The 14,149-nt window shown below is 59.2% G+C and carries 8 protein-coding genes; 6 read left to right on the plus strand and 2 right to left on the minus strand.

Annotation, left to right across the window (positions count from 1 at the left end; all coding sequences use genetic code 11):
* The 6 genes from PZA18_RS18345 to PZA18_RS18370 form a co-directional block, all read left to right on the plus strand.
* Nucleotides 1-1,196: type VI secretion system Vgr family protein (locus tag PZA18_RS18345; RefSeq protein ID WP_284102324.1), on the plus strand; the 1,196-nt coding region annotated here is incomplete at its 5' end.
* 80 nt (nt 1,197-1,276) lie between these two features.
* The gene (locus PZA18_RS18350) at nt 1,277-2,443 is read left to right on the plus strand and encodes a DUF2169 family type VI secretion system accessory protein (protein WP_284102325.1); all 1,167 of its coding nucleotides are present in this window, start codon (nt 1,277-1,279) and stop codon (nt 2,441-2,443) included.
* A 3-nt stretch (nt 2,444-2,446) separates the two neighbouring features.
* Nucleotides 2,447-3,775 carry a PAAR-like domain-containing protein gene (locus PZA18_RS18355; protein WP_284102326.1) on the plus strand — a complete coding sequence of 443 codons (1,329 nt, stop codon included), beginning with the start codon at nt 2,447-2,449 and terminating at the stop codon, nt 3,773-3,775.
* Nucleotides 3,772-4,608, plus strand: coding sequence for an ankyrin repeat domain-containing protein (locus PZA18_RS18360; protein ID WP_284102327.1), 837 nt, complete (start codon nt 3,772-3,774; stop codon nt 4,606-4,608). Before PZA18_RS18355 ends, PZA18_RS18360 begins: the two co-directional genes overlap by 4 nt.
* Nucleotides 4,609-4,648: 40 nt before the next feature.
* The gene (locus PZA18_RS18365; protein ID WP_284102328.1) at nt 4,649-8,929 is read left to right on the plus strand and encodes an RHS repeat-associated core domain-containing protein; all 4,281 of its coding nucleotides are present in this window, start codon (nt 4,649-4,651) and stop codon (nt 8,927-8,929) included.
* A 9-nt stretch (nt 8,930-8,938) separates the two neighbouring features.
* Entirely contained in the window at nt 8,939-9,799 is an 861-nt protein-coding gene (locus tag PZA18_RS18370) for a leucine-rich repeat domain-containing protein (protein WP_284102329.1), read from the plus strand.
* Between the two features lie 154 nt (nt 9,800-9,953).
* On the opposite strand, the gene PZA18_RS18375 is transcribed toward PZA18_RS18370, so the two are convergent.
* Both PZA18_RS18375 and PZA18_RS18380 read right to left on the minus strand, forming a co-directional pair.
* Nucleotides 9,954-13,442 (minus strand): M66 family metalloprotease, encoded by a 3,489-nt coding sequence (locus tag PZA18_RS18375; RefSeq protein ID WP_284102330.1) that lies wholly within the window; start codon nt 13,440-13,442, stop codon nt 9,954-9,956.
* Between the two features lie 396 nt (nt 13,443-13,838).
* Nucleotides 13,839-14,099, minus strand: a complete 261-nt coding sequence (locus PZA18_RS18380) for a hypothetical protein (protein ID WP_284102331.1) — start codon at nt 14,097-14,099, stop codon at nt 13,839-13,841.
* Nucleotides 14,100-14,149 lie beyond the last annotated feature (50 nt).

The raw sequence follows: 14,149 nt of genomic DNA on the forward strand, positions 1-14,149 counted from the left end.
TGTCCGAATCCGACTACCGCTCCGGTGGCGGCGAGTGGGAAGCCCAGGTCGATATCCAGGCCCTGCCCTCCAACCTGCCGTTCCGGCCCGAGCGCAGCACGCCGAAACCCATCGTGCAAGGCCCACAGACGGCCGTCATCGTCGGCCCGGCTGGCGAAGAGATCTGGACCGACGAACATGCGCGGGTCAAGGTGCAATTCCACTGGGACCGGCGCGGCAAGAAGAACGATCAGTCCAGCTGCTGGGTACGGGTGTCGCAACCCTGGGCCGGCCAGAACTTCGGCATGGTGGCGATTCCGCGCATCGGTCAGGAAGTGGTGGTCAGCTTCCTCGAAGGCGACCCGGATCAACCGCTGATCACCGGCCGCGTCTACAACGCTGACCAGATGCCGCCGTGGGACTTGCCCGGCAACAAGACCCAGTCCGGCATTCTCAGCCGCTCCAGCCAGGGCGGCCACTACGACCACGCCAACGCTTTGCGCTTCGAAGACAAGAAGGGCGCGGAAGAAGTCTGGCTGCACGCCGAGAAGGATCAGCGGATCGAGGTCGAGCATGATGAGAGCCATTGGGTCGGCAATGACCGGCGCAAGACCATCGACCGCGATGAGACCACCATTGTCCACCGCCACCGCACTGAGACGGTGGATGGCAATGAAACCATCACCGTTCACCAGAACCGGACGGAGACCGTCGATCACAACGAGACGATCAGCATTGGGGATAACCGGACGGAAGACGTGGGCAAGAACGAGACCATCCACATCGGCGGTAATCGGTCGGTCACCGTGGATAAGTCGGAAGACATCACCATCGCCCGCAACAAGAAGGATGACATCGGCTCGAACCTCACCCTCACCGTGGGCAAGATGAAAACCGAAACCATCGGCATGGCCTCGGTCGAGACGGTGGGGCTGGCCAAGATGAGCAATATTGGCGCCGGGTACAGCCTGAATGTCGGCGCCGGCATGCTGACCATGGTGGGGATGACGCACAAGGAAATCGTCGGCACCAGCCGTACGATTTCGGCGGGCAAGGAAGTAACGATCGACGCCGGGGACAAACTGACGCTGGTTTGCGGTGAAGCCCGCATCATGCTGACCAAGGATGGTAAGGTCTACATCAATGGCACCCAGTTCGAGTTTGCGGCAACGGGAGAAGTCAATGTCAGCAGCGGCAAGGATATCAACCTGAACTGAGCTCCCAGCTCGTGTATTGACCAAAACAATCAGGCCGGCCGCAGCCCCGTGCTACGAACGCCGCCACAGAGGGAGTCGTGATGGAATTCAGCAATCTGACGCCGTTTCCGGCCATGAATTTTGCGGCACTCGACCAGAACGACAATGGCTTTGAAGTCGTGGTGGCGCGCTTCACGTTTGATTTGCAGATGATCGACCCGGCGCAAGGCTTGGCCCGGTTGGTTCTGGCCGACGAGCAAAGCCCGCTGCTGATGGAAGACCAGTATTACGGCGAACCCAATGTCAGCACATTGCGGGCGGAAAGCGATCTGGCGCCATTCAAACCCAAGTGTGATCTGATTGTGGTTGGCCACGGCCATGCGCCACAGGGCAAGCCGCAAGCGCGCTTTCAGGTGGGGGTGCAGCTGGGCAGCGTGCGCAAGGTGCTGAGCGTCTGCGGGCCGCGCAGCTGGAAGCACACCTTGGGCGGCTGGGTGCTGAGCGAGCCGGAGCCGGTGAGCCGCGTGCCGTTACGCTACGAATACGCCTACGGCGGAGATTGCCAGTCAAAGAAAGATCCGCAACGGCGCGAAAGCTATCCTTACAACCCGCTGGGCCGAGGCTTTCACCCCGCCTGGTTCATTGACGAATTCAAACCGGAGCAACTGCCGGCCCCCCAGATCGAATCCCCGCAAGCGCCGTTACAACGGTTTGACCAGCCACTGCCGCCTGAGGGCTTCGGCGCCTTTGGTAAAGCCTGGCAACCTCGTCTGCCCCTGGCCGGCAGCTACGACGCGCAATGGGTGAAAGAGCGCCACCCCTTTCTGCCGGAAAACTTTAACTTTGCCTACTGGAATGGCGCCCATCCCGATCTGCAGCTGCCCTACCCCAGGGGGGATGAAGACATCGTGTTGGCCAATCTGCTGCCGGCCGATACGGCCCCTTCCGGCTTGGTGCGCTTTTGCCTGACAGGCGAATTACCCTTTGTGTTCTTCACCACCGGCAGCGGTTTGGGCATGACCCGAACCCTGCAGCTGGACACCCTGCTGATTGATTGCGATCAGCGCAAGGTCTACGCCACTTATCGTCTGGCACTGTCTGAAACGCTGGAGATCCGCCAGATCGAGCTGCGTCATCTCAATCGCAGCGAGTTACCCGCGCAGATCGCCCGCGCCGAGCAATTGAGCAAAGATCCGCAGTCACGGTTTTTCATTCCCCTGCCACCCGAAGCGCAGCAGGTCCGCGCGGCCGAAATGGCCAGGAGCTAGCCCATGGCCGAGAACTATGTGAGTCGCAAGGATGGCATGTGGCGGGTGATGTGCATCGCCCCGGACGTCTGCCTGACTCCGGTGGGCAGCTCGGTGGTGCCGATTCCGTATCAGGTGACGTCGCAGCTATCGGGCTCGACCAGCGTCACCCGTCGCGTGTTCGTCAACGGCAAGCCGGCCGTGGTCTACGATGCCTCGAAAGTCCCGCAGACCATTGGTGATATGGCGGGCAGCCAGCGCGGCATTGTCTCGGGCACGGTTGGTGCCGACACCTGGCCCCTGCTGCGCAGCTTCAATGTTCGCGCCGAAGACCGCTACATCAATCGCCACGACGATCTTTACTACATGAACGGCCGCTACAACGGCAATGTGGGCGGCAAGAGCAAGGCGGAGCGCTGGCAGTGCCGCAAGCAGCAGATTGAACAGGGCAAGAAGCAAGTCGGTGAAATGCCGCCCGGCCCCGAACGCGACAAGCTGGCCAACGCCACCGAGCGCTTCGAACGCAATAACACGGCCGTTGAGAAGGCCCGGCTGGCGCAGGACGTCTACGACCCGAAGAAAGGCCCACCCGAAGGCTGGAACAACATCAGCAACGATAAGGAAGCCCTGGCCAAATACGGCCTCAAACCACAGGATCTGGAGAAAAGCGGCTCCAACTTTCGCGCCCAGGTTTACGAGCCAGACCCCAAGGTCTTTGGCAATGACATGAAGCCCACGGTGTCATTCAAGGGCACCGACTTCAACAAGGGCGAAGACTGGAGCAACAATCTGGCGCAGGGCGTCAACGCCGAGTCGTCGTACTACAACAACGCCGTCAAGATCGGCAACAAACTCAAGCTGTCGGGCGCCGATGCCGACATCACCGGTCATTCACTCGGGGGCGGCCTCGCCTCGTCTGCCTCGCGGGCCAGTGGTCTGCCGGCCACCACGTTCAATTCAGCCGGCCTGCACCCGGCCACCGTCAATCGCTACGGCGGAACCTCGGTTACTCCCAAGACGGAAAACGTCAAGGCGTATCAGGTGGCAGGCGAGATTCTGACTGGCGTACAGGAGCAAGGCATTGGTGGCACCCTGTTGACCGCAGGGATTGGCGGCTTGATCGGCGTCGCCACGGGTGGCTCGGCCATTGTCGGCGCCCTGATCGGCGCGGGCGCCAAGGTGCTACTGTCGGCCTTGATGCCCGATGCCATCGGCAAGAAATATCCCATCCCCGGCCAGGGCGCCAACCCGGTGGCCCGGCATGGTATGGATCAAGTCATCGACGGAATTGAAAAACAGAAGCAGGAAGATCAGGCCATTCTGGCCGGTGCCACCGGGGTGCAATGCGGATGAAGCGCTCAACCCTGAACTTCCTGATCCGTATCCTCCTTCCCATCAGGCACCCCACCCTTAGCCCCTACAGGCTTCTGAGCAGCCTGATCTGCCTGCTGCTCCTGTGCGGTGTGGCCCAGACGCGAGAACTCACCATGACCCTATCCAATCCATCCAGTTATTTTTCCGGCCGTGCGCTCGACATCGCCCAGGCGATTCGCGACGGCGACAGCCATCGGCTCAAGCCACTGCTGCAAGGCGTCGACCTCAACCAGTTCGGCCGCAAGAATATGACCTTCCTGTTCTACGCCCTGCAGGAAAAGCAATACGACGCCATCCGCCTGCTGGTGCAAGCCGGTGCCGACCCGACCCAGCCCGTGCCGGATTTCGGTTCACCGCTGGGGTGGGCCATGAAACTACCGGATGCCCGCCTGCTGGCGGCCATGCTCGATGGCGGGCTCTCGCCCAATGCGCTGAGTGACGACGAACCGCTCATCTTCTTCAACACCACCGAGGGCTCGCTGGAGCACCTCAAGCTGCTGGTTGAGCGCGGCGCGGACATCAACGCGGTGGATTCACTCAATGGCACGCCGCTGTATGAGGCGCTGACGGCGATGCAGCTGGATCAGGCCGAATACCTGATCCAGCGCGGCGCCCGCCACGATACGGCAACACGGAACGGCATCACGATTCCGTTCACCGTCGATACCTTGATCGCGGGTCAGCAATCCGGGTCACCCGCCTGGAAGAAGCTGAATGAGATCAAAAAGCTATTGATTGAACGCGGCGCCCGCTTTCCGGGCTTGACGCCAGCGGAGGTCAAAGCACGGATGGCCAAACCCGCCAGCCGTTGACCGCAATACCCAGTAAAAACGACCAAATACGGGGATCACCATGCCAGGCAACACCATAGGCCAGGCCAGGGGCCAGGCCGGCACGATGGGCGGACTCTCGGGCGGCGCCAAAACAGCCGACACCAATCCACCCAAGGAAAAAGGCTTTTGGGATAGTTGGGGTGAAACCATTCACACCGCGCTGGATATTGCCGGCGCCATCCCCGTAGTTGGCATTGTCGCCGATGGCGCCAACGCGGCCATTTACGCGGCAGAGGGCAACTACACCCAGGCCGCCATTTCGGCCGCATCGGCCGGGGCCAATCTGATTCCCGGCGGCGGCGCCATCATGAAGGGCGGCAAGCTGGCCGTCACGGCAGGCAAGGCCATTGGCAAGCAGGTGCTCAAACAGGAAGCCAAGCAGGTCGTCAAACAGGCTGTGAAGCAGGAAGCCAAACAGGCTGCCAAGCAAGCGGGTAAACAGGCCGGGAAGCAGGCCGGCAAACAAGCCGGAAAAGCCGCAGGCAAGAAAGCGGGCGCCCGGGCAGCCAGCGGCCGTGGCGGGGGACGGATCAAGCCCAAGCGCAAGGGCCGCTCCCGCAGGAAAAAGAACCAGTGCAAGACCTGTCCGGGCGCCGGCAAGCCGGTCAACCCGATCTACGGCTGCAAGTTTCTCGATGGCGAGATCGACTTCAGTCTGCCGGGCCCATTGCCACTGGAATGGAGCCGGTCGTATTTTTCCGACAACGCCTACGTCAGCTGGCTGGGCCAAGGCTGGACCCTGCCCTGGTCGGTATCGCTGCTGCAGGAGGCGGATGCCACGGTCTACCTTGATGAACAAGGCCGCGAGATTGAGTTTCCGCAGCTCGAAGTCGGTGAAGATTTCTTCTCGCCCTACGAGCACACCACCCTTTCCCGCCCTGCCGAGCATGAGTACCGGCTGGCCGGCGAAGATGGCATCGCCCTGGTGTTCCAGCCACTGGCTGAAGGGGCGAGCCAACTACCGCTTACCGCCATCGAAGATCGCCACGGTAACCGGATTGCCCTGAGCTATCGGGCCAACGGCCTGCCGCAAACGCTGCGCGACAGTGCCGGTCGCCTGCTCTGGCTGCGCTTTTCTGAAACCGATGATCCAGCCACCGCAAGACTGCTGCAGGTATCTGAACTGCGGGGCGAGCCGGATCGCGATGGTCGCTACCGTGAAGACCAAGCCCGATTACTGGTCCGCTACGACTACGACAGCCATGGCGACCTGGTCGCCGTCCACGACAAAAGTGGCGCGCAGACCCGTCAGTACGGCTATCGCAATCATATTCTGGTGCGGCACGGCTACCCTGGCGGGCTTGACAGCTTTTATCAGTACGACCGCTACGATGCCGAAGGCCGGGTACTTGAAAACCACACCAGCGATGGCCAGGTTTGGCGCTTTACCTATCTGCCCGGCGAAACCGTCGTTACTGACGTATTGGGACGGGAAGAACGCTTCCTGTTTGATGAGGAAAACCGCTTTGTCGGCCATATCAACGCAGCGGGTGGCAAGGCCATCCAGGAACTGGACAGCTACGGCAATCTGAAAGCCCTGACCGACCCGGCCGGCCGCACCACCCGATACCGCCACGATCCGCATGGCTTGCCGGTGGAAATCAAACTGCCCGACGGTAGCGGTGTACAGGTTGAATACCACCCGCTCTGGCGCAAGCCCGTGGCGCTGACCAACGCAGCCGACCAGACCACCACGTTCGATTATGACGAACGCGGCCTGCTGCAGGCGGAAACCGGCCCCGATGGCGCCACCACCCGCTATCAGTACGACGACCGTGGCCTGCCGGTGGCCATTACCGATGCCAAAGGCGGCACGGTAAAGCTCGACTTCAACCGCTCGGCGCAACTCGTCTGCCATACCGATTGCTCGGGCCGTTCCACCCACTACCATTACGATGCCGAACACCGGCTCAGCCGCGTCACCGATGCGGCGGGCCATAGCACCCACTATCACTACGACGCCCAGGACCGGCTCGACAGCGTTGAACATGCCGACGGCAGCCGCGAGCGCTTTGAATACGATGCCCTCGGCCGGCTGATAGCCCACCACGACCCGCTAGGCCATACCACCCGATACACCCTCGATGCCGAAGGCCGGCCGCTGGCGCGCACCGACGCCCTCAGCCATGCCCTGGCCTACCGCTACGATCCGGCAGGCCGGCTGGCCGAGCTCATCAATGAGAACGGCGCCCGCTATCGCTTCCGCTACGACGTGCTGGACCAGCTGATCGACGAGATCAGCTTTGATGGCCGTCGCACCCGCTACCGCTACGACCCCACCGGCCTGCCGCTGGAAAAGGTCGAAGCCCCGGATAGCCCGCACACCATCGTCACCCACTACCAGCGCGACGACATGGGCCGGCTGATCGAGAAGATCACCGCTGGCAGCCGTACCCGCTATGGCTATGACGTGCTTGGCCGGCTCACGCTGGCGCGTAATGCGCACAGCCAGGTCAACTTTGCCTACAACTTGGCCGGCCATATCGCCAGCGAAACCAGCATCATCGAAGGCGATGAACAAACGCTGACACACCGCTACGACCCACTCGGCAACCGCATTGCCACCCAGCTGCCCGACGGCCGCAACCTCAACTGGCTCTACTACGGCTCGGGCCATCTGCATCAGGTTAATCTTGATGGTGAAGTCATCAGCGATTTCGAGCGCGACACCCTGCACCGTGAAATCAGTCGCAGCCAGGGCAGCCTCGAAAGCCGCTTCCGCTACGATGCGATTGGCCGTCTGATCGGCCAGCGCACCACCAGGGTCGGCCGCCGCAGCGAGCTGCCGCAGGCAGGCTGGGAAGCGCTGGGCGGACCATCGCGGCCAGGCGCTGGCGAGCAGCTGCTCGGTCGGGACTACCACTACGACGCAGCCGGCCATCTGCTGGGCATCGACGACCACCGCCAGGGTAGCCGCCGCTATCAATACGACCCGCTCGGCCGGCTGACCCAGGCCGGCGATGAACGCTTTGCCTTCGACCCTGCCCACAACCTGCTCGACCCGAGCGAGCCAAGCCCTGCCCCCCTTACAGCCAAACCGGCCGTCGAAGCCGACAGCGAGGCCCAGCACCGCGCCTGGGTGCAGAAAGTGCTGGCCGACCCCGGCTACAACCCGCTTTTCGACGACAGCCCGCGCGACTGGACGCCCGATGACCACACCGCCATCGGCAGTAACCGTCTGCATGTGCATCGCGACCGGCGCTACTGCTACGACCCGCACGGCAACCTCATCGAAAAGAAAATCGGTGGGCATACCGTCATCCACTTTGAATACGATGACGAGCACCAGCTCACGGCAGCCCACATCAACCGGCACGGCGTACGCCAGACCGTGCGCTACCGCTACGACCCGTTCGGCCGACGCATCCAGAAGCGCGACCGCTTCGGCGCCACCCGCTTCACCTGGGACGGCAACCGCCTGCTCTCCGAAGTCCGGGGCCAACACCGCCGCACCTGGCTTTATCAGCCGGACAGCTTCGAACCGCTGGCCCAGCTCGACAGTGTCTTCGCCAGCGACGGCACCGCGCTTGAAAGCCACCATCGCATCTTGCACTACCACACCGACCAGATCGGCACCCCGCACGAATTGACCGACCACGCCGGCCAGATCGTCTGGCGCACGCACTATGCTGCCTGGGGCAACACAGTTGTTATCGAGCAAAGCGAAGACCCTCACTTCGGCCCCGCCCATCAACCCCTGCGTTTTCAGGGCCAGTACTACGACGCCGAAACCGGCCTGCACTACAACCGCTTCCGCTACTACGACCCCGACATCGGCCGCTTTGTCACCCAAGACCCCATCGGCCTCGCCGGCGGCGACAACCTGTACCAGTACGCACCGAATCCGAATGATTGGGTGGATCCGCTGGGGCTCCAGAAACTACCAGGAGGGTGCAACTGCTGCATTGATGCGCTCAAAGGTCAGGCTGGCATTTACCACGTTGAAGCCGGCGGAAAGGTCTACACTGGTCAGGCCGTGGATTTGGCAGAGCGCTTGACCAACCCCAGCCATGAAAAGCTGAGAAGCCTACTGGCAGATCCTGCCGCAAAGGTCACCGTTTACAAGGTAGATTTAGGTTCGGCGAGCACAAAGAGTGAGAAAAGGCATGTGCTCTCCTACTTCGAGCAAAAGGTCATGGACAAAAAAGGCAATGTCTCGATTAAAGAGGCGCAGAAATTAGGTACAACAACGAATTCAATCAATGATATTCGTGGAGCCTCAAAGAAAAAGTACAACAAGTTTAAAGGTGAGGCTCAAGCGCATGGAGCTAAATTCACCAAAGCGAAAAAGCTTTGCTAGTGAGCGATTATGGATATTGCAGAAAAAGACTGCCTGGTTAATCCCGAACTGACTTCAGAAACCACTTGGACCATGTACTTGCCAGCATCACCCAAGTGGTCCAAAAAATCAGGAGACCTTCCTGGTAATCGATTGAAATGGGGGCAGATCCGCGAAGACGCGGTGAATGCCAGCAAGTTGATTATTGATGACGAATACGCTGACGAGATCCCAGACGATTTTCCGGGACTGGCAAACTTACTCCAACTGCGCGCTTTGGAATTGGATGCAGGCTTTGCCAAGAAGATAAAACCGGGCTGCCTTCCCGCCTCTTTAAAACAATTACTTTTTACCGGCGACAGAAAAGCGAGCTGGCCTAAAGCCATAGTGCTTGAAAATATCTGTCACTTGGGAGCTGGGTCCGTTAAATTCTCGGCATCCAATTTTCCCTATTTACGCCGGCTGGGCATGCATTTAGGCACGGACCGCAATCGTCTGGAATTGCTGGGGAGTTATTCTGAGTTAATGCAGCTAGGCCTCACCGCTGTCAACGACAACGAGGTATTTACAGCAATTGCCAGCAACAAGCTGCAGGGATTGGGTCTCTCTGGCGGTAAACTGATAAGTTTAAATAGCATTCGCCGGTTGGAAAACCTGTCGGAACTTACGCTTTCATTTATGACGGGTCTTCAGGATATTACGGCGCTTTCGCAGTTGCCCAATTTAAGGAAATTACATCTTAGTCATTGCAAAAATATCAGGGATTTTTCGGCTATCTTGCAAATGGAACAACTGCAGGATTTGACGTTATATGATTGCAATGCCGATGCCGTCTCTAAACTACGTTCACAGATCACCGAAGGCTCGATTGCCAATCTGTTTTTAGCTTAAAACCATGCGCCGGGTGACCTTTCGCCGCGTGTTTATTCGTTTTAAAAAAAGACGGCGCACGGTTTAGACCGGGCGCCGTTTCCAGTTGGAGAACGAGGGACTGCTTGCTGATCGGGCAAGGCATCGGCGCTTGCCCAATTCAATGAGGTAGGTATTACTTGAGGTAGCGGTAGAGTTTCGGCATCTGTTCAGCTTCGAGCAGGGCGAATGCGGCATTGGCGCTGACGGGCACTTTGCTGAATACCGACTTGTAGCTGCCATCGCGTTTGCCATAGAGGCTGAAGTAGCCACGGCCGGCGTAGTAGCTGATGAAGTCGCCGTTCGAGTTGCCGATGTTCAGATAGCCTTCTGCGTCCTGCTTCCACTGCTGGCCCAGCTTGTACGCGTCGCAACGATTCATGGCCACCCGCATTTGCCAGTCGCCACTGCTGTCGATGCACAGGTCTGGCCGGGCGACGCTGTGAATGCCTCCGCGAACATCCATAAACCATTTCTGACTGGCGTCATCCTTGCACTCGGCCGGCGAGGCGGTGATGTCGAGCAAGGGGGTTGCCCCACTGGTGTCGATGCGCAGGCAGCGTCCGCCATAGAACTTGATCTGCTCTCCGACCGGCAGGGTCTGGCTGGTCGAATCCACCAGGCCCTTGGCTTTGAGCAACTCGGTCAACTCTTTCTTGCGGGCGGTATTGCCTGTCTCCAGCTCGCTCTGGTAGCGGTTGAGGAAGATGTCCAGATCGCGGCTGGCGGCCTTGCTGGCGTAGTAGCGATTGGCTGCTTTGCTGGCATCTGCACTCAGGCCCTGTAGCTGGCCCATCCAGCTATCGAGCGCCCGCATGGTCTTGGTGTCAATGGTCAGTGCCGTCGCATTGGCCACGCTGGCAAGCGGGCTGTCGATAGCGGCCAGTTCCAGCTTGCGCAGGGCGTCATAGCCTTGTTCCTGGCCGACGATGACCGGTGCAGGCATCGCTGGCAGATTGGTGGCGATGGTTTGCGTGGCCAACACGGTATCGGCACCTGCGGTCTGACAGTGCAGTTCGGCACTGGAGGGGACAGCAGATTGTTCGAGATTGATCTGGAATTGCTTGACGCCATCAGAAGGATCAAGCAGTACCTTCTCGCTCTTGCCACTCTTGTAGCCAATCTGCATCCAGCATACGCGGTCCTTGCTGGCAAGATCAGGCTCAGCCAGCTTGAAAACATTGCCGTAATTGCTGCGGAACGCCGGGTAGATCAGGTTCTGTGCGGCATTGGCCGGGTTGTATCCGCCCAGCAGCGTCAGCACGGGTACGCCAACTTTAACCGGTGCGGCCCAGGCAAATTTGGGGTCGAGCACTTTGGTATCGACGTATTTGCCATCCTTGGCACTCCAGCTCTTGTAGCCGCTGGGGAAGCTGGTATCCGGCACCGGGCGGGGAATGTCTACATTGACGCCGTTCACCTTGTCCGAGCGTGACACGGTGACATGGCGCTGAATACGACTCGCGCTGTAGGCCGTGTGATGGGTGTACAGGGATAGCGACCCCACGACGTCGCCGCCGGACATCGCATCGGTATTGTAGAAATACTGCCCCCCGAAGGTTTCGCTGAATGGTGCGTCGTTGATGGTGCGAACGCCGTTTCCGGTTGCCATTTCCCAGTGCAGGTTTGCCCGCATGCGCTTGCGTGAAGCGCTGTAACCCCAGCCACTATCAGCATGGTGGCTGGCATTACGGATCTTCTCGTTGCTGACTGGCGCAGAGAAATCGCCACCTGGGTAGTGCCCCAACCCATAGCTATGGCCAAACTCATGGCTCAGTTCATTGCCTTTCGAGCTGTACAAAGTGGCCATACCATTGCCACCACTGAGGCCGTGCCACTGTTCGCCGTTGGCATACATGCCGCGTGCGTGGTGAATGACCCGCTCATTGAAAACGTGCGGATTGTTCTGGTTCATTTTCGACGTGGAGATGCCGAAGTTGGCCAGATTGATGCCCGTGCTGACCTGCGCCTTGCCAACGTTTTCGCGCATATCGCCGTCGTAGGTGCCGCCATTGTCTTTACTGGCTGTCTCGTAGATTTCTCCACTCGCAACAATCACCTTGTTGAGCCGCATCGGCTCGTAATACGCCATGATCATGCGGGCTACCGGAATGGTCTCGAAGTAATCTGACGCCGCACGCTCAGGGTCGGTCAGCATGTAGTACTTGCTGGTTTCGGGTGGTGGGTCCATCAGCATGCCAAGGCGGATGCTCTGCACCACCATTTCTGCCGGCGCTGCCATGTCGATATCGCCTGCCGCCAGGCTGCCCTGGGCGCCGCTACCATCTTCAAACTGCAGGCTCATGCCGGGTTGTACCCAGTTCCACGGCAACTCAACCGACCAGGCACGCAATGAATAGGCAACATCTTCGCGTCCGTAGACATCGTTGTAATCAGAACGCGGTAGCAAATTGGGGTGTTTGAGGTCGAGCACGCCCACTTCCTTGCCCTGCAGGCTGACGCGGACTTTCATCTTCTCGACCAGCGACAGCGGCGAGAACATCAGTAGCGCGTTGCGCTGCGCTACCAGATTCGGGGCGTTATTCGCGGGGTTGCCTTTAGGATTGACGGTGTGGCTCTGCACAAACTGCACCATACCGGGCAAGGCCCCACTCAGATCGTTGCGCAATGCCCGGCTCTGACCCTTGGCATCCACATCAAAGAAGCCCAGCCGAGGCGTCGAAATAAATTTGTTGAGATCAACAGGCGGGGTGGTCGTGCCGGTTCCAGTACCAGTGCCGGTTCCGGTGCCAGTGCCGGTGCCAGTTCCAGTGCCAGTTCCAGTTCCAGTTCCAGTTCCAGTGCCAGTGCCAGTGCCAGTGCCAGTGCCAGTGCCAGTGCCAGTGCCAGTGCCAGTGCCAGTGCCAGTGCCAGTGCCAGTTCCAGTGCCCGTGCCAGGCTTCACCGGCGTGGCGGAAATCATCACCCACTCACCGCGTGACGGGGCAAACTGCACCCGCATCAACTTGCCATCCAGCAGCATGGCCGGGATCAGCAAGTGGCCATCGCTGAGAGAGTACAGAGCAGGATTTTTGCTGGCCGTGCTGGGTTTGAAGTCAAAGAGCTTCAGGCGCAGAGAGCTGCCATCCTGTATCACCTTGAATTCAACCCGCAGGTGCAGCGTGATCCCGCCGATTCCAATCGGCGCTGCCACATCGGGCAGCAGCAATTTGCCGTCGCGAATGGCGATTTCGGATTCCACATTCGCCGCCGCAATATCGCGTACCGTACCCAGCGCAAATTCAGCAGGATTGGTACCCGGCACCAAGCTCAGCTCGGCATCCATCGCCTTCTGTGTGCCGGTCGCCGACTCGACCTGCAGCGATGGAATCACCAGCTTGCCATCCCCGAGATTCAGCACGCTCATGCCGCGCTGATCGCCGCCTGCATCGGCCTTCTCAAGGCGAAACCGCACAGGCGCGGAGTTGGGAACGCGGCGCAGCACGGCATCGTATTGCGCCACCCAGCTACCGGATGTCACATCAATTGCAGGCAGGCACAGGCGGCCATCGGCATACCAGGTCGGGGCGGCACAATCCAAAGCAAAGCTGGCGGGGCTGAACGCGCCTGTCACAGCAAGTGCCAGAAGCAGTTTGCGGCGAGGAAAGCGAATCGAGGATGACATGGCGGCTCCTTAATACCTGATGATCAAAGCGATCATCCAGAGAGAATGTTGTGGGTTCAGCAAGACAGGTTTCTGTCTGACAATCCCCTCACAGCAAGCAGCGTGCCAACATCAGAATCCACTAATACACTTTGAATTATTAAGGATTGCTAAAGGTACAATTCACATAACAATGGCATAAATGTGTCGGTGTGTGACAAAGATTGTCATATCGTTACCGCGTATTACCATTCCAAGGGCATTTAATGCTTTCAAGAATCTTACGTAATGGCATTCCTGCAAAAGGTGCCAACTGCCGAAAGCCGCTTGTAGCAAGGGATTCAAGCAGATATATACGGCCTTGTCTGAACCTCCCCTCACAATGCAAGCCATTAATCGGCATTGCAGTCGATTTACCTATTTGGCAGTAATGAGCCAGGCCGAGGTCTTTTGCCAAGTCGTTAAAATCCGCCCGCCTGGTTCTACCAATACCGAGTTATCCACAGATTCTTTCCAGTATCGGCTTTCAATCAGCACTGATAGAAATGCGACAACTGCGCGTCGAATGTTTTTAAAACGCAACAATCTTTTGCAACCCTCTTGCATGCCAAACGCATCCCGCCTTAAGATGGCTGTCTCATCTTGTTCACTATTCACTTGCAAAGGAGGCTCCATCATGAAAAACCGCCAAACCCTTTGCAGGTCTTGTCAGGCTTAATTCCCCCTGC

Source organism: Parachitinimonas caeni (assembly GCF_030129945.1).
Lineage (GTDB): Bacteria > Pseudomonadota > Gammaproteobacteria > Burkholderiales > Chitinimonadaceae > Parachitinimonas > Parachitinimonas caeni.

Excerpts from the sequence above, each read along its gene's own strand:
- PZA18_RS18365 (WP_284102328.1), top strand. The coding sequence starts at position 4,649 with ATGCCAGGCAACACCATAGGCCAGGCCAGGGGCCAGGCCGGCACGATG.
- PZA18_RS18370 (WP_284102329.1), top strand. The coding sequence starts at position 8,939 with ATGGATATTGCAGAAAAAGACTGCCTGGTTAATCCCGAACTGACTTCA.
- PZA18_RS18360 (WP_284102327.1), top strand. The coding sequence starts at position 3,772 with ATGAAGCGCTCAACCCTGAACTTCCTGATCCGTATCCTCCTTCCCATC.
- PZA18_RS18355 (WP_284102326.1), top strand. The coding sequence starts at position 2,447 with ATGGCCGAGAACTATGTGAGTCGCAAGGATGGCATGTGGCGGGTGATG.
- PZA18_RS18380 (WP_284102331.1), bottom strand. The coding sequence starts at position 14,099 with ATGATGGAGCCTCCTTTGCAAGTGAATAGTGAACAAGATGAGACAGCC.
- PZA18_RS18375 (WP_284102330.1), bottom strand. The coding sequence starts at position 13,442 with ATGTCATCCTCGATTCGCTTTCCTCGCCGCAAACTGCTTCTGGCACTT.
- PZA18_RS18350 (WP_284102325.1), top strand. The coding sequence starts at position 1,277 with ATGGAATTCAGCAATCTGACGCCGTTTCCGGCCATGAATTTTGCGGCA.